Origin of the sequence: Halomonas sp. DP5N14-9 (assembly GCF_019802175.1) — a bacterium.
GTDB lineage: Bacteria > Pseudomonadota > Gammaproteobacteria > Pseudomonadales > Halomonadaceae > Halomonas > Halomonas litopenaei.
Genome location: NZ_JAHVHR010000009.1, coordinates 24,474 through 40,212 on the forward strand (window position 1 = coordinate 24,474; position 15,739 = coordinate 40,212).

Consider the following 15,739-nt stretch of genomic DNA (forward strand, 5'->3'; position numbering starts at 1 on the left):
AAGAGGCGCTCGTGCGGGCGATCTGTCCTCGCCGAAGGCGCCCTGATGTTGGCCTGTGTATGGTTGGCCAAGCTGTTGTCAGAGAATACACCGTCGGCCGTTGCCGGGCATGGGTTACCTCCTGCCAGCTCCGGCCTGGTCGAGGGTAACCGGCCAGGCGAGTCGATCCCTTCTTGCTGGAAAGAGCTGTTCTTCTGCTGAAAGGTGGCCGATAGGGTGTCGAAATTGTCGCCTGTGGCAATAACGACGATGGAGCTTGGCGGGCGTCTATACGAAAGAGGGTGTTTTATATAGGTCGTTGTATTATATGGTTTATCAGGCGTTATTGGGGTTTTGTCTCATCATGTTTGGCGTAAAATACTTCGAGGTAATAGCCCTTTAATACGAGATTTTTCATAAGATAGTGCTCTTTATTTTTCTGGTTTTTATATTTTCATTTTGTTGTATAAATTCCGTAAATTCTACATATTAAAAATCGAAAAACTCGATCGGTGCCTTTCCATTGACCCCGGTGTGTCGGCCTGACTAGATTGAAGTGGTATCGAAGATCCTTCTGCCGGACGCATCCCGCCTCGGCCACGGATGATAACAACCATAAACGCGAGGAAGACCATGAATCGCTCCCTGTCCCGACTCTCCCGCTCCATCCTGACCGTGTCCGCGCTGTCGCTGTCTGCCCTGTCACTGTCGGCGCTGTCACCCGATGCCCAGGCCACCGATCTGCGCATGCTGTCGAGCTACGACCTGACCTCGGCCTACACCCGCGAAGTCGCCCAGCGCTACATCGACAAGGTCCAGGGCGCCAGCGACGGCGAGGTCTCCATCAGCCTCAATGGCCCCGACGTGGTGCCGCCGTTCGAACAGCTGCAGCCGGTCTCGGTAGGGGTGTTCGACCTGCTCTACACCCACGGCGCCTACCACACCAACACCACCGGTGTCGGCGCGGCCATGGACGGGGTCTTCGTCGATCCCGCCAAGACCCGTGAGTCTGGCCTGTGGGACTTCATCGACAGCCACTACAACGAGCTCGGCCTGAAGCTGCTGGCGATTCCGCCGCTCGGCTCCAGCGGTTTCCAGTACGTGCTCAAGGAGCCCATCGAAGGCTCGCCGGGCCTCGAGGGACGTCGTCTGCGCGGCAGCCCCACCTACACCAACGTGACCCAGGGCCTGGGTGGCACGCCGGTGCTGATGTCCAGCGGCGACGTCTACTCCTCGCTGGATCGTAACGTCATCGACGGCGCTGCCTGGGGCCTCAACGGCGTCGAGGATCTTGGCTGGCACGAGGTGGCGGGCTACTTCTCCAAGCCCACCTTCGGCCAGACCTACACCTACCTGCTAATGAACCTCGACACCTTCAATGGCCTCGACGAGCAGGAGCAGTCGGTGCTGCTGGCCCAGGGCGAGGCGCTGGAAAGCGAGATCGCCGGGGTGCTCGACGAACTGGCGGTCGAGGAATGGGCGCGCCTGCGGGAGCTCGGCATGCACGAAACCGAGTTCGCCCCGGAAGACGCCGAGCGTCTCGACGAACTGGTGACCGAAGGCATCTGGCAGCTCGGCCTCGACAAGTCGCCGGAGGCGGTGGCCAAGATGCGCGAGATCGCCGAAAGCAACGACATGACCCCCTGATCGGATCGCTCCCATGCTGGCTACCCTTGCCCGTTGGCACGATGGCCTCACGCGATTCGGCTTCTACCTCGGCGGTGCCACCCTGTGTGGCATCGTCGTGTGTTTCTGGATCGAAGTGGTGGCCCGCTACTTCTTCAACGCCCCGACCCTGTGGTCGAGCTCCATCGTCGCCTACTGTCTGTGCCTGTCGGCCAGCCTGGCCATGCCGGAACTCGCCCGTACCCGTGGGCACATCGCCATCAGCGTGCTGCAGGACAGCCTGCCCGCCGCCCGGCGGCAGGGCTTCGAGCGCTTCACCTCGCTGCTGACCGCGGCGGTGTGCGCGCTGGCGGCCTGGATGCTGATCAGCGAGAGCCTTCGCCAGTTGGCCAGCGGCACCACCACCGCCATGGGGCTCGATATCCCCAAGGTGTGGGTGTCGAGCTTTATCGGCTACGGCTTTTCCAATACCGCGCTGCACTTTCTGCGGCGCGCGCTGCTGCCCGCCACCGTCGAGTGGCCCAGCGACAGTCCACGGCAGGAGGCGTAGACGATGGAGTGGTATGTCACCCTGGGCCTGGCCGTCGCCCTGCTGATGGGGCTGTTCGCCCTCGGCGTGCCGGTGTTCGTGGCCTTTCTGGCGATCAACGTGGCCGGCACCTTCTGGCTGATGGGCAGCGCCGGCTTCGGCCTGTTTGCCAACAGCGTCTATGACACCGTCACCTCGGAGACGCTGACCACCATCGCGCTGTTCGTGCTGATGGGCGAGCTGCTGTTCCGATCGGGCTCCATCGACGTCATCTTCGACTCCCTCGACACCCTGATGGGACGCATCAAGGGCCGCTTGTACTTCTTCGTGGTGGCCCTGTCGACGCTGTTCGGCGCGCTGTCCGGCTCGGCCCTGGCGGTGACCGCCATGCTCAGCCGCTCGGCGCTGCCGACCATGCAGCAGCGTGGCTACGACGACCGTCTGTCGATCGGCCTGATCCTCGGCGGCGCCGGCCTTGCACCGATCATCCCGCCGAGCCTTCTGGTGATCATCATCGGCTCCATGGTCGACGTTTCCATCGCTCGCCTTTTGATCGCCGGCATCATTCCGGGCATGCTGCTGGCCGGGTTGTTCGTGACCTACGTGGTGGTGCGCATGATGCTGGACCCGTCGCGGGCACCGGCGGTGGACGACTCGGGCGGCGGCAACTGGCGCCAGCGCGGTCGGGCGCTGGCCAACATGGCGCCGTTCTCGATCATCATCTTCTCGGTGCTGGGGTTGATGATGCTGGGGGTGGCGACGCCGTCTGAGTCCGCTGCCACCGGCGTGCTCGGGGCCATTCTGGTGGCCTTCTACTACCGCAAGTTCAGCCTCAAGATGGCCGGCCAGGCGCTGCTGTCGTCGCTGTCGATCAGCGCCATGATCATCACCATCCTGGCCTGCTCCAAGCTGTTCAGTCAGCTTCTGTCCTTTACCGGGGCCACCTCCGGGCTGGTGGCCGCCGCCACCGCCATGGATCTGGACACCGGCCTGATGCTGCTGCTGTTGATGCTGATCCCGCTTATCGCCTGCATGTTCATCGACCAGATCGCCTTCATGATGGTGGTCATCCCGATCTACGCCCCGCTGGTCAAGGCCTACGGGTTCGACCCGGTGTGGTTCTGGACGCTGTTTCTGATCAACCTGGCGGTGGGCAGTCTGACCCCGCCGTTCGGCTACAACCTGTTCGCGGTCAAGGGCGGGGCACCCTCGGTGTCGATGCCGACCATCTACGCCGCCGCCTGGCCGATCGTGCTGTGCTTCCTGTTCGGCATGCTGATGCTGTACTGGGTGCCGGGACTGATCACCTGGCTGCCGAGCCTGATATAAGGAAAAACGCTGTGTACACCATCGCTGACCTGCCCGCCCCGCTGGACCCCGCCCGCCATCAGCGCCTGCTCGAGTGCGAGACCGCCACCATCGGCCACTTCCGCGAAGAGGGCTTTATCGACCCCGAGATCCGCTGCCAGCTCGACGCGGTGCGGGTAGCCGGGGTCGCCGTGACCCTGTCGCTGCCGCCGGGAGACGGCACCCTGCTCAACCACGCCATGCGCCTTCTGCGTCCCGGCGATGTGCTGGTGATCGATCGCCAGGGCGATCGTCGTCACGCCTGCTGGGGCGGGGTGCTGACCGAGGTCGGCTCGCACCTGGGACTGGCCGGGGTGATCATCGACGGCACCGCCACCGACCTTTCAACCCTGCGCGCAAAGCGCTTCCCGGTGTGGAGCCGCGGCGTCTCGTCGCTGACCACCAAGCTCGCCGACCAGGGCGGGGCCATGAACCTGCCGGTCAGCGTCGGTGGGGTGGTGGTATCCGCCGGCGACGTGGTGCTGGCCGACGAGAACGGCGTGGTGGTGCTGCCGCCCTCGGAGGTCGACGCGGTGATCGACCACACCCTGGAACTGCAGCGCCAGGAAGAACGCATCCTCGAGCGACTCGCCCAGGGCGAGTGCCTTCCGGACATCAGCGGAGCAAGTTCAATGGTCGAAAACCGGCTGACGCCGTCGAACTAACGACGCTGACGCCGTCGGCAAGCTGTCTTCCGCTGACATTCGGGTCGCGCAAGTGCCATGGTCGAACATCGACTGACACCATCGAACTGACATTGGTCTCTCCTGCACGACCAACAGACCAAAAAAAACCGCCCCGAAGGGCGGCAGGCTAGTCACGACCTTCCTGGTCGTGGACACCGCGGCCAGGAAAGCCAGACGGTGTCTTCAGGGAACACGGCTTTGTCGTGGTCGAGGGCTCGACCTTACTGACGAATCAGGTAGTCGAAGGCGCCGAGGGCGGCGGTGGCACCTGCCCCCACGGCGATGACGATCTGCTTGTAGGGCACGGTGGTGACGTCGCCGGCGGCGAAGATGCCGGGGACCGAGGTCATGCCGTGGGCGTCGGTGATGATCTCGCCGCGCTCGGAGAGCTCGATCGGCGAGTCCTTGAGCCATTCGGTGTTGGGCACCAGGCCGATCTGCACGAACACACCTTCCAGCTCGACCTGCTTGAGCTCGCCGCTGGCGCGCTCTTCATAGCTCAGGCCGGTGACGCGGTTGCCGTCGCCGTTGATCTCGGTGGTGCGGGCGCCGGAGATGATCTCGACGTTGGGCAGACTGCGCAGCTTCTTCTGCAGCACGGCGTCGGCACGCAGCTCGTCCATGAACTCGAACAGGGTCACGTGGGCGACGATACCGGCCAGGTCGATGGCCGCCTCGACGCCGGAATTGCCGCCGCCGATGACCGCGACGCGCTTGCCCTTGAACAGCGGGCCGTCGCAGTGCGGGCAGTAGGCCACTCCGCGGTTGCGGTACTCGGCCTCGCCGGGCACGTTCATCTCGCGCCAGCGGGCGCCGGTGGCCAGGATCAGCGTCTTGGCGCGCAGGCTGGCGCCGGAGGCGAAGCGCACCTCGTGCTCGCCGCCCGGCTCGCTTGACGGCACCAGAGCTTCTGCACGCTGCAGGTTCATGATGTCGACGTCGTACTGCTTGACGTGCTCTTCAAGCGCGGTGGCAAGCTTGGGCCCTTCGGTCTCCTGCACCGAGATGAAGTTCTCGATGGCCATGGTGTCGAGCACCTGGCCACCGAAGCGCTCGGCGGCGACGCCGGTGCGGATACCCTTGCGCGCGGCATAGATGGAGGCGGCTGCTCCGGCGGGACCGCCGCCGATGGTCAGCACCTCGAAGGACTCCTTGGCGCTGATCTTCTCGGCTTCACGCTTTTCGGCGCCGGTGTCGACCTTGGCCAGGATCTGCTCGAGGGTCATGCGGCCCTGGTCGAAGGGTTCGCCGTTGAGGTAGACACTCGGCACCGACATGATCTCGCGGGCCTCGACCTCGTCCTGGAACAGGGCGCCGTCGATGGCGTCGTGGGAGATCCGCGGATTGAGGATGGCCATCAGGTTCAGCGCCTGGACCACGTCCGGGCAGTTCTGGCAGGACAGCGAGAAGTAGGTCTCGAAGTGCATGTCCGCGTCCAGCGCCTGGATCTGTTCGATCACCTCGGCGCTGGCCTTGGGCGGATGCCCGCCGACCTGCAGAAGCGCCAGTACCAGTGAGGTGAACTCGTGGCCCATGGGGATGCCGGCGAACACCACCCCGGTGGGGGCGCCATCACGATAAAGGGCGAACGACGGCGTGCGTGGGTCCGTGCCTTCGGTGGACAGGCTGATGTGGTCGCTGAGCGCGGCGATGTCGCTGAGCAGGCCGTGGAGTTCCCTGGACTTGTCGCCGTCATCGAGGGTGGCGACAAGCTCGAAGGGGCGGGTGACACGTTCGAGATAGGCTTTCAGCTGTTGCTTGAGAGAGTCGTCCAACATGACAGCGGCAATCCTGATAAAAATCGGAAAATGGTAGTCTGCGGCGGGGGCGTAGTGCCGGTATCGGCGAACTGGCCGATCATTGGGCCGCAGAATCCCCACCGGGCCGAAGGGCCCGATCTCGCATAAGCGACTGGTAGGACGACCGAGACGAACGACCCGGTGGGGAAAAGGGTGTCACCTCAGGGGTGACGGGCGCCTCTGGCGAGGCGCCGTGACTGCGACAAGGGACACTAAGGCTGAGTCAGCCAGCCTTGGCGCAGTCACATCTTGCTCAAGACACTTTCGGTCAAGTGTCAGATCTGGCGGACAAGTGTCAGATCTGGCGGACAAGGCTTAGATTTTGCCCACAAGGTCCAGGGACGGCGCCAGGGTCTCTTCGCCTTCCTTCCACTTGGCCGGGCACACCTCGTTGGGGTGGGCGGCGACGTACTGGGCAGCCTTGACCTTGCGCAGCAGCTCTTCGGCGTTGCGGCCGATGTTGCCGGCGTTGATCTCGACGATCTGGATCTTGCCCTCGGGATCGATGACGAAGGTGCCACGCTCGGCCAGGCCGTCTTCCTCGATCAGCACCTCGAAGTTGCGCGAGATGGTCAGGGTCGGGTCGGCGATCATCGGGAACTGCAGCTTGCCGATGGTCTCGGAGCTGTCGTGCCAGGCCTTGTGGGTGAAGTGGGTGTCGGTGGAGACGCTGTAGATCTCGACGCCCAGCTTCTTGAATTCTTCGTAGTTGTCCGCCAGGTCACCAAGCTCGGTCGGGCAGACGAAGGTGAAGTCGGCCGGGTAGAAGAAGACGATGCTCCACTGGCCTTTCATGTCGTCGCTTGAGACGTCGACGAACTCGCCGTTGTGGTAAGCGGTGGCCTTGAACGGCTTGACTTCGGTGTTGATCAGGGACATTCCCGTCTCCTTTGAGCGATGGGTGTATTGTCTGAAGACAGGGCTCACCTTACGCAGAAACGAGCAATTGGATAAATTGAATGGTCCGATAATCCTGATAAGAGATGGCTATGGGGTGGCTGTTCCCTCTAGTCGGCCGCTCTTTCTAACCTGCCGTTTTGTCAGTGGTTATCTTCTTTCGTTTTCTTCTTTCGCTTTCTTCGCTGAGTTGTCGGAGCGGCTCAGTGCTCGCTTAATCGCGCGCGCAGTCGGCTCACCGCCTGGCTATGGATCTGGCACACCCGGGACTCGCTGACCCCCAGCACGGCGCCGATCTCCTTGAGGTTGAGCTCCTCCTGGTAGTAGAGCGCCATCAGCAGTTTTTCGCGCTCGGGCAGCTCGGCGATGGCGGCGACCAGCGCCTCGCGGCGTTCGCCGTCGAGCAGTTCGGCCAGCGGTGCCATGCCGATCTGGTCACTGAAGCGATGCTCGTTGCCTTCGGCGAGCAATTCCTCGAAGGGCATCAGCTGGCCGTTGTTGACGTCGCTCAACAGGCGTCGGTAGCTGACCAGGTCCATGTCCAGCGCCTCGGCGATCTCGTGTTCCTCCGGGGGGCGGCCGAGGCGCTGCTGCAGCTCGCGGGTGGCCTCGTCCAGTGCCCGGGCCTGGCGGCGTACGCTGCGCGGCAGCCAGTCGCGGCTGCGCAGTTCGTCGAGCATGGCGCCGCGCACCCGCTGGCTGGCGAAGGTCGTGAACTGGGCGCCCTGGCTTGCATCGAAGCGCCCCAGCGCCTCCAGCAGGCCGACGATGCCGGCCTGGATCAGGTCATCCAGGTCGACCCCGGCGGGCAGCTTGACCTGCAGCGCCAGGGCCTGGCGACGCACCATGGGGAGGTAGGCTTCGAGCTGGGACTGATGCTCCATTCTGCCTTGTGCGGTGTACATGGCACTTTCCTCTGGGACAGCCTCAACGGTGGTTGACGATCACGCTCATGCCGTCGACAACGAGCGGCGACTCACCATCCAGGAGACGAAAACGAAAGACGAAGGGGCCGGCGGCGTCGAGGCCGGCGAAGTGTTCGGTGCTGCCGTGGGCGGCCTTCAGGCGCAGGCAGCGCTGTCCATGGCACAGGCGACCCACCAGGCGGGCGCCAGGCGCTGTGCGATAGCGCCACACCACCCGTTCGATCACGCCCTCGACGTTGGCGGAGGGCGGCGTCAGCGGTCGCGACGACTGATCGAGCTGGCTCGAGGCGACGGTCATGCGCGGGGCGTTGGCGGTCCAGGCACCGGGGAAGGCCTGGGCGCCGGCGGCGATCAGCCACAGCGCCAGCAGGGCGAGTGTCGCCAGGCGTCTCGGCGCACACTGGGTTCTCCGGGCAAGGATCAAGGCTGGGAGCATGGTCACATTCCCCCGACCTGATGGGTGACGCGCAGCATGCGGTCGTCGGGGATCTCGGCCTGGGACATCACCACCAGGTGGCGCAGACGGCGGCGCAGGAAGCGTGCCAGTACCGGGCGCAGGCTCGGGGTGACCACCAGCACCGGCGGCTCGCCGGTGGCCTCGTGGCGGCCCAGCGCCGCCTCGGTCTGGTCCATCAGGGTCTGGGCCAGGCCCGGCTCCAGGGCGCCGTTGCCGTTCATGGCCTGGTGCAGCACCTGTTCGAGCTGGGGCTCGAGGCCGATGACGTTGAGCGATTCCTGTCCGGCGAACCACTGCTGGGTGATGGCGCGGCCGAGCGCGATGCGCACCAGGGCAGTCAGCTCGCTGGGGTCCTGCTGATGGGGCGCGTGCTCGGCCAGGGTATCGAGGATGGTGCGCAGATCGCGGATCGACACGTCCTCGTCCAGCAACTGCTGCAGTACCCGGGTGAAGGCGGTCAGCGACAGCGCCTTGGGCACCACCTCCTCGACCAGCGACTTCTGCTCTGCGCTGAGCTTGTCGAGCAGCTTTTGCACCTCCTGGCGCCCCAGCATCTCGGAGGCGTGGCGGTGCAGCAGGTGGTTCAGGTGGGTGGCGACCACGGTGCTGGCGTCGACCACGGTGTAGCCGTAGACCTGGGCGCGTTCGCGCTGGCTGGCGTCGATCCACACCGCCGGCAGGCCGAAGGCCGGGTCCTGGGTCGGGGTGCCGTCCAGCTCGCCGGACACCTGGCCGGGGTCGATGGCCAGCCAGCGCCCGGGCCAGGCCTCGGCGCGGCCGATCTCGGCGCCCTTCAGGGTGACCCGGTAGGTGGAGGCCTCCAGCTCCAGGTTGTCGCGGATATGCACCACCGGTGGCAGGAAGCCGACCTCCTGGGCGAACTTCTTGCGCACGCTCTTGATCCGGCCAAGCAGTTCGCCCTGCTGGCGCGCGTCGACCAGCGGAATCAGCCGGTGGCCGACCTCCAGGCCCAGGGTATCGACCAGCTGGACGTCGTCCCAGCTCGCCTCCGGGGCTTCCGGGGGTGGCGCCGGTGCGGCGCTTTCCTGCTCTTCGACCAGGCGCTTCTCGGACTGGCGGGTCAGCCACCAGGCCAGGGTCGCAAGCAACCCGGTAAACAGCAGGAACACCAGGTTGGGCATGCCCGGCACCAGGCCCAGCAGGCCCATCACCCCGGCCGCCAGGATCAGCACCTTGGGATTGACGAACAGCTGGCTGATCATCTGCTGGCCGACGTCCTGGTCGGTGTTGACCCGGGACACCGTGACGCCGGCGGCGGTGGAGATCACCAGCGCCGGGATCTGGGCCACCAGTCCGTCGCCGATGGTCAGCAGGATGTAGGTGCGGGCGGCGTCGGAGAAGGCCATGTCGTACTGCATCAGGCCGATCATCAGCCCGCCCAGTACGTTGACCACCATGATGATCAGGCCGGCCATGGCGTCGCCACGCACGAACTTGCTGGCGCCGTCCATGGAACCGTAGAAGTCGGCCTCCTGGGCCACTTCGGCGCGCCGTCGCTTGGCGTCTTCTTCGCCGATAAGACCGGCGTTGAGGTCGGCGTCGATGGCCATCTGCTTGCCCGGCATGGCGTCGAGCATGAAGCGTGCGCCCACTTCGGCGATGCGCCCGGCGCCCTTGGTGATGACCATGAAGTTGATGATCACCAGGATCAAGAACACCACCAGACCCACCGCGAAGTTGCCGCCGACCAGAAACTGGCCGAAGGCCTCGATGACCTTGCCGGCGGCGTCGCCGCCTTCGTGGCCATTCATCAGCACCACCCGGGTGGAGGCCACGTTGAGCGATAGCCGCAGAAGGGTGGTGAACAGCAGCACCGCAGGGAAGGCGGCGAAGTCCAGCGGCTTTTCGGTGAACATGCTGACCAGCAGCACCATCACCGCCAGGGCGATGTTGAAGGTGAACAGCACATCCAGGGCGAAGGGCGGCAGCGGCAGGATCATCATCGCCAGGATCATGATGATCAACAGCGGGCCGGCCAGCACCTTCATCGGGATCTCGGCCATCCAGTCGCGGCGGGTCAGGTACTGGGACAACGGCTTCATCCGTGGTCTCCCCCTGGGCCAGGATAGCGGCAAGCGCCGAGGCCTGAGTTGGCGATGGCGCTGTGGTCAGGCGCTGGGGTCATGGTTGTCTCTCGTCTGCTGTCACATTGCGCTCTGGCGTGGAGGCGGCCACGGCCAGTTCGGCGGGCACCTGGATGGATTCTGGGGCGGGCGGCGGTGTCTCGCCTTCGCTGGCGGCGCGTTTGATGCCGAAGGCCCAGGCCAGCACCTCGGCCACCGCGGTGTAGAGCTCCATGGGAATCTCGCGATCCAGGTCCACGTGGCGGTACAGGGTGCGCGCCAGGGGCGGCGCCTCGAGCAGTGGCACGCCGGCCTCACCGGCCAGCTCGCGGATGCGCGCGGCCACCGCGTCGGCGCCCTTGGCGACGACCCGTGGTGCGCCCATGCTGCCTTCGCGGTAGCTCAGCGCCACCGCGTAGTGGGTGGGGTTGGTGACCACCACGTCGGCGTCGGGCACCTGGCTCATCATGCGGCCTCGGGCCATGGCCTGCTGCTGCTGGCGGATACGGCCCTTGACCTGGGGGTCGCCCTCGGACTCCTTGTGCTCCTGCTTGATCTCTTCCTTGCTCATGCGCAGCTTCTTGGCGTGGCTCCATAGCTGGTAGGGCACGTCGATCAGGATCACCACCACCAGGGTCAGCACCATCAGCGCGCTGGCCTCGGCGGCCAGCTTCATCGATGCCGCCAGCGCCGCCGCGATGGGCAATTCCATCAGGCTCAGCGCCTCGCCCCGATGCAGGTAGACGAAGCCCAGGCCGACCCCGCCCACCAGCACCGACTTGGCGATGGCCTTGCCCAGCTCCGCCAGGGCCTGGGTGGAGAACATGCGCTTGAGGCCCTTGACCGGGTTCAGCTTCGACGCCTGGGGCTTGAGTGCCTTGGCCGATACCAGCCAGCCGCCGAGCAGCGCCGGCGCCACCAGCGCGATCAGGGTCAGCAGCAGAAACAGCGGAATCAGGCTAAGCAGGGTGCGACTGCCCAGGTCCAGCGCCTGGGACAGCATCGGCATGGTCTCCATGGCCTCGCGGCGCTCGAACAGGAAGGCCTGCTCCATCACGCTGCCCAGCTGGCCGTAGAGCATGGCACCCATGGACCACAGCCCGACCACGCCGCCGAGCAGCAGCATGAAGGTGGCGAGTTCCCGCGAACGCGCTACCTGGCCTTCCTCGCGCGCCTTCTCAAGGCGTCGCGGGGTGGCCTCTTCGGTCTTTTCCTGATCGCTGGAGCTGTCGGCCATGGGGGATCAACGGGCACAAGTTCTGGTATGGCCCATTGTCCCTTGGGCAGGCCAGTTCAAAGGCCCGAAAAGGTGACGAGAAAGAGGGCTTACCCCCTGATGGGGGAAGCCCTGTCTGATCCCGGGAAGGGATGGTAGGCGCGCGGCCCTCTGCGAGGCGGCTAGAAACCCAGTTCGTCGAGCAGGTCGTCGACCTGGTCCTGGCTCGCCACCACGTCGTTGCTCTCAGGCTTGACCTGGGGGCCGTTGAGCAATGAATCCTCGTTGCGCCGGCGCAGGCTGTCACGGGCTTCGCTCTCGGGCACGCTGTCGATCAGCACCTGCACCAGCTGGTCCTCGATCTCGCGGATGACGTCCATCATGCGCTTGATCACCTGGCCGGTCAGGTCCTGGAAGTCCTGGGCCATCAGGATCTCCAAAAGCTCCTTCTGGGTGGCCTGGGTGTTTTCCGGCACCATCGTCAGGTAGGCACGGGTGTCGCTGACCAGGTCGCGGGCCTCGTCGAGCTCCTTGGGGGCGTCGAACCACTGCTGCCAGCGATCGTCCAGCGCCTTGGCGTGTTCGCTCAGACTATCCTGCAGCGGCTGGGCGCGGTCGATGGCGTTGAGCGAGCGTTCTGCCGCCTGTTCGGTCATGGTGGCAACGTAGCTGAGGCGGTCACGGGCGTCGGGGATGGCCTCTGCGGCCTTTTCGATCTCCTTGTCCAGGCCCAGCTCGCGCATGCTTTCACGCAGCATGCGGGTCAGCTGGCCGATGCGCTGGACCAGGTCGTCGCCCTGGGCGTTGGGCCCGGGGGCGGCGCTGGCGATCTGCTGTTGTGTCATCGTTGTCTCCTCGTGGCGCCAGGGCGTCACATACCGAGCTTTTCGAAGATCTTGTTGAGTTTTTCTTCGAGGGTGGCGGCGGTGAACGGCTTGACCACGTAGCCGTTGGCGCCGGCTTGCGCCGCGGCGATGATGTTTTCCTTCTTGGCCTCGGCGGTCACCATCAGGACCGGCAGTGACTTCAGGGCATCGTCACCACGGATGGCCTTGAGCATTTCCAGGCCGTCCAGGTTGGGCATGTTCCAGTCGGAGACCACGAAGTCGAAACCGCCTTCACGCAGTTTTGCCAGGCCGTCCTGGCCGTCCTCGGCCTCTTCCACATTGGTGAAGCCCAGCTCCTTGAGCAGGCTGCGCACGATGCGGCGCATGGTGGGAAAGTCGTCCACCACCAGGATGCGCATGTTCTTGTCGGCCATTGATACGGGTCCTCGTCGTCGTTGTCGCTTGGGGTGGAGGCCTAGAAGGCCTCCCATTCGGTTTCGTCGTGTCGCTGGCTTACGCGGGCCTCAGGCTCGCGGCGACCATCGCCGTAGGGGGAGCCGTGGGGAGAGCCGGGGCGTGTGTCGTTGCCAGGGTCGTTGCCAGAGCCGGTTTCAGGGCCGGTTTCCGGGCCGGCGTTGGTGCTGGCGCTCGGCGTCAGCGGCTGTCCCGGCGCGCTTGCCAGCGCAACGGGGCTATCTGTCTCGAGCCCTGCTGGCAGGCGGAACACTTCCACCGCGGCGGCCAGCTGGCGCGCCTGCAGCGCCAGGTCTTCGGCGGCGCGTGACACCTGCTGCACCAGCGAGGCGTTCTGCTGGGTGGTCTGGTCCATCTGTACTACCGCCTGGCCGATCTGTCCGATGCCGTCGCTCTGCTCGCGGGAGGCCACGGCGATCTCGTCGACGATGTCGAGCACCCGGCGCACCGAGCTGACCACCTCTGCCATGGTCTCGCCGGCCTGGCGGGCGAGTCGGGTACCACCGTCGACGCGGCTGGTGGAGGTCTCGATCAACGACTTGATGCGACCGGCGGCCTCGGCGCTGCGACTGGCCAGGCTGCGGACCTCGCCGGCGACCACCGCGAAGCCGCGGCCCTGTTCGCCGGCCCGTGCCGCCTCCACCGAGGCGTTGAGCGCCAGGATGTTGGTCTGAAAGGCGATGGCATCGATCATCCCGGTGATCTCGCTGATCTGGCGCGAGTCCTGGCTGATGGTTTCCATGGTCTCCACCACCTGGCTGACCACCTGGCCACCCTGTTCGGCAGTGGTCGAGGCCTGGCTTGCCAGATGGCGTGCCTGGCCGGCGTTGTCGGCGTTCTGGGACACCGTGGTGGTGAGCTGCTCCATGCTGGCGGCGGTCTGTTCGATGGAGGCCGCCTGCTGTTCGGTGCGGGTCGCCAGATCGACATTGCCCGAGGCGATCTCGTGGCTGCCGCTGGCCATGCGGGTGCCGCCCCGGCGAACCTCGCTGACGGTCTGGCCAAGCTTGTGCTGCATTTCCTGCATGGCACGAAATAGCTGGCTGATCTCGTTGTCGCCCCGCACCTGGATCGGTCGCGACAGGTCGGCGTGGGCGATGGCGTCCAGGCTCTCCACCGCCCGTGCCAGCGGCTTGATCACCAGGCTTTTCAACAGCAGGTAGGCGCCGGCGATGGCCAGCAGGATCATCGCCAGGGCCGCCAGCTCCAGCCCGCGGTCCAGGCGTGACTGACGCTCGAAGTCGCTGACGATGGTGTTGCCGCGGGCGTCGGCGTAGCTGCTGAACGCATCGAGTGCCTGGTTGAGCTCGGCAAGTTCGGGGGCAAGCGCCAGGCTACCGGCCTCGAAGCCTTCGCTGTTGCCCTCGCGCAGTGCCTCGATCAGCTTGACGGCGCCGTCCATGACCACCGGGTAGCGGTCCTCGATGCGCCCGCCGACGGCCTCGCCCTGGGGGGTGCGCGGCACCGCTGCGAAACGGTCGAAGTGGGACTCGGCACTGACGATCAGCTCCTGGGCCTTGTCCAGCCGATCCAGTTGCTGGCTGGTGGCGGCGACCTCGATCTCCAGCAGTGCCTCATTGAGCAGGGCGTCACCGCGATTGACCGCGTTGAGCTGCTCGACGTTGATGCGGTTGAGCAGCGACAGGGTGTCGGCAGCCTTGTGACTGCTCAGCATGCCGATCCCCAGGCCGATGACCGAGGCGACCAGCAGGCTGGCCAGCATCACGACCATCAGGGTGTGCAGGCGAATATTGCGTAGTAGTGACACGGTGAACTCCTTGAGCGAATACGCCCGTCCCTGGGCGACCATCAGACGCGCTGGGCACGGCCAGCGGCGGCGACCAGCGCGAGAATCCTCGGCGCCACTTCAGGCAAGGCGACGGTTTCGTCCGCCCCTCCCAGGGCGATGGCTTCCCGCGGCATGCCGAACACCACGCAGCTGGCTTCGTCCTGGGCCAGGGTGGCAGCGCCGGCCTGGCGCATCTTCACAAGGCCGGCGGCTCCGTCCTTGCCCATGCCGGTGAGCAGTACGCCCACCGCGTTGGCGCCCGCCAGGCGTGCCACCGAGTCGAACATCACGTCCACCGAGGGGCGGTGGCGATTGACCGGCGGTCCGTCGTGCAGCCGGGCGATGTAGTTGGCGCCACTGCGGGCCAGCTCCAGGTGCATGTCACCCGGGGCGATGTAGGCGTGGCCGGGCAGCAGGCGCTCGCCGTCGCTGGCCTCCTTGACCGAGATCTGGCACAGCCGGTCCAGGCGCTCGGCGAAGGAGCGGGTAAAGCCGCCGGGCATATGCTGGGTGATGATGATGGCGGGGCTCGCCGCCGGCAGCGGCTCGAGCACCTGGCGGATGGCCTCGGTACCGCCGGTGGAGGCGCCGATGGCGACCAGCTTCTCGCTGCCGATGATGGGTGCCGACAGGCGCCTGGGCGGCTCCTGGTTCGGGCGCGTCTGGCGGGGGCGCGAGCGTGCCGCGGCGCGGATCTTGGCGGCGATGTCATTGGCGTAGTCGAGCATGCCGTCGCGGATGCCCAGGGTCGGCTTGGCGACAAAGTCCACCGCACCCAGCTCCAGCGCGCGCAGGGTGATGTCGGAGCCGGCCTGGGTCAGCGACGACACCATCAGTACCGGCATCGGGCGCAGCCGCATCAACCGCTCGAGAAAGTCGAGGCCATCCATGCGCGGCATTTCCACGTCCAGGGTCAGCACGTCCGGGTTATGGCGCTTGATCAGATCCCGCGCCACCAGCGGATCGGGCGCCACCGCCACGACCTCCATGTCCGCCTGGGACTGGATGATTTCCTTCAACAGGTTGCGAATCAGGGCCGAGTCATCGACGCACAACACCTTGATCTTGGGGGCGCTCAAGCAGCTCTCCTAGGGGGATGGGCC

General features: G+C 65.7%; 14 protein-coding genes. 4 read left to right on the plus strand and 10 right to left on the minus strand.

Features of this window, described 5'->3' with window-relative positions; translation table 11 throughout:
• The first annotated feature begins 612 nt into the window (after positions 1-612).
• The 4 genes from dctP to KUW00_RS06870 are packed head-to-tail and all read left to right on the plus strand — an operon-like array spanning position 613 to position 4,146.
• Positions 613-1,626, plus strand: a complete 1,014-nt coding sequence (gene dctP, locus KUW00_RS06855) for a TRAP transporter substrate-binding protein DctP (protein ID WP_222568643.1) — start codon at positions 613-615, stop codon at positions 1,624-1,626.
• A 13-nt stretch (positions 1,627-1,639) separates the two neighbouring features.
• Positions 1,640-2,155, plus strand: coding sequence for a TRAP transporter small permease (locus KUW00_RS06860; RefSeq protein ID WP_045992344.1), 516 nt, complete (start codon positions 1,640-1,642; stop codon positions 2,153-2,155).
• Between the two features lie 3 nt (positions 2,156-2,158).
• A complete protein-coding gene (locus KUW00_RS06865) occupies positions 2,159-3,463 on the plus strand; it encodes a TRAP transporter large permease subunit (protein ID WP_108132012.1) in 1,305 nt (434 codons plus the stop codon).
• Between the two features lie 11 nt (positions 3,464-3,474).
• Positions 3,475-4,146, plus strand: coding sequence for an RraA family protein (locus tag KUW00_RS06870; RefSeq protein ID WP_315901111.1), 672 nt, complete (start codon positions 3,475-3,477; stop codon positions 4,144-4,146).
• 242 nt (positions 4,147-4,388) lie between these two features.
• Here KUW00_RS06870 and ahpF read toward each other — a convergent pair whose 3' ends face one another.
• From ahpF to KUW00_RS06920, 10 genes are all read right to left on the minus strand, one after another.
• Positions 4,389-5,945 (minus strand): alkyl hydroperoxide reductase subunit F, encoded by a 1,557-nt coding sequence (gene ahpF, locus KUW00_RS06875; protein WP_045992347.1) that lies wholly within the window; start codon positions 5,943-5,945, stop codon positions 4,389-4,391.
• A gap of 336 nt (positions 5,946-6,281) precedes the next feature.
• Positions 6,282-6,845: an alkyl hydroperoxide reductase subunit C gene (gene ahpC / locus KUW00_RS06880; protein ID WP_045992348.1), complete on the minus strand. Its 564-nt coding sequence runs from the start codon at positions 6,843-6,845 to the stop codon at positions 6,282-6,284.
• 221 nt (positions 6,846-7,066) lie between these two features.
• The gene (locus tag KUW00_RS06885; protein ID WP_108132021.1) at positions 7,067-7,768 is read right to left on the minus strand and encodes an RNA polymerase sigma factor FliA; all 702 of its coding nucleotides are present in this window, start codon (positions 7,766-7,768) and stop codon (positions 7,067-7,069) included.
• Between the two features lie 22 nt (positions 7,769-7,790).
• Entirely contained in the window at positions 7,791-8,225 is a 435-nt protein-coding gene (locus KUW00_RS06890; protein WP_222568644.1) for a flagellar protein FlhE, read from the minus strand.
• Between the two features lie 2 nt (positions 8,226-8,227).
• Positions 8,228-10,309 carry a flagellar biosynthesis protein FlhA gene (flhA, locus tag KUW00_RS06895; protein WP_222568645.1) on the minus strand — a complete coding sequence of 694 codons (2,082 nt, stop codon included), beginning with the start codon at positions 10,307-10,309 and terminating at the stop codon, positions 8,228-8,230.
• Positions 10,310-10,388: 79 nt separating this feature from the next.
• Complete coding sequence (gene flhB / locus KUW00_RS06900; protein ID WP_222568646.1) at positions 10,389-11,567, minus strand: flagellar biosynthesis protein FlhB; 1,179 nt, start codon at positions 11,565-11,567, stop codon at positions 10,389-10,391.
• A gap of 161 nt (positions 11,568-11,728) precedes the next feature.
• Complete coding sequence (cheZ, locus tag KUW00_RS06905) at positions 11,729-12,391, minus strand: protein phosphatase CheZ (RefSeq protein WP_213231734.1); 663 nt, start codon at positions 12,389-12,391, stop codon at positions 11,729-11,731.
• A gap of 26 nt (positions 12,392-12,417) precedes the next feature.
• Positions 12,418-12,807, minus strand: a complete 390-nt coding sequence (gene cheY, locus KUW00_RS06910; RefSeq protein ID WP_045992353.1) for a chemotaxis response regulator CheY — start codon at positions 12,805-12,807, stop codon at positions 12,418-12,420.
• Positions 12,808-12,848: 41 nt separating this feature from the next.
• Positions 12,849-14,615, minus strand: coding sequence for a methyl-accepting chemotaxis protein (locus KUW00_RS06915; protein ID WP_222568647.1), 1,767 nt, complete (start codon positions 14,613-14,615; stop codon positions 12,849-12,851).
• Between the two features lie 41 nt (positions 14,616-14,656).
• Positions 14,657-15,715, minus strand: coding sequence for a chemotaxis response regulator protein-glutamate methylesterase (locus tag KUW00_RS06920; protein ID WP_222568648.1), 1,059 nt, complete (start codon positions 15,713-15,715; stop codon positions 14,657-14,659).
• Positions 15,716-15,739: the final 24 nt, after the last annotated feature.

Bases quoted from the DNA above. Each gene is read 5' to 3' on its own strand.
- cheZ (WP_213231734.1), bottom strand. From the start codon at position 12,391: ATGACACAACAGCAGATCGCCAGCGCCGCCCCCGGGCCCAACGCCCAG.
- KUW00_RS06865 (WP_108132012.1), top strand. From the start codon at position 2,159: ATGGAGTGGTATGTCACCCTGGGCCTGGCCGTCGCCCTGCTGATGGGG.
- flhB (WP_222568646.1), bottom strand. From the start codon at position 11,567: ATGGCCGACAGCTCCAGCGATCAGGAAAAGACCGAAGAGGCCACCCCG.
- KUW00_RS06885 (WP_108132021.1), bottom strand. From the start codon at position 7,768: ATGTACACCGCACAAGGCAGAATGGAGCATCAGTCCCAGCTCGAAGCC.
- KUW00_RS06890 (WP_222568644.1), bottom strand. From the start codon at position 8,225: ATGCTCCCAGCCTTGATCCTTGCCCGGAGAACCCAGTGTGCGCCGAGA.
- dctP (WP_222568643.1), top strand. From the start codon at position 613: ATGAATCGCTCCCTGTCCCGACTCTCCCGCTCCATCCTGACCGTGTCC.
- ahpC (WP_045992348.1), bottom strand. From the start codon at position 6,845: ATGTCCCTGATCAACACCGAAGTCAAGCCGTTCAAGGCCACCGCTTAC.
- ahpF (WP_045992347.1), bottom strand. From the start codon at position 5,945: ATGTTGGACGACTCTCTCAAGCAACAGCTGAAAGCCTATCTCGAACGT.
- KUW00_RS06860 (WP_045992344.1), top strand. From the start codon at position 1,640: ATGCTGGCTACCCTTGCCCGTTGGCACGATGGCCTCACGCGATTCGGC.
- flhA (WP_222568645.1), bottom strand. From the start codon at position 10,309: ATGAAGCCGTTGTCCCAGTACCTGACCCGCCGCGACTGGATGGCCGAG.
- cheY (WP_045992353.1), bottom strand. From the start codon at position 12,807: ATGGCCGACAAGAACATGCGCATCCTGGTGGTGGACGACTTTCCCACC.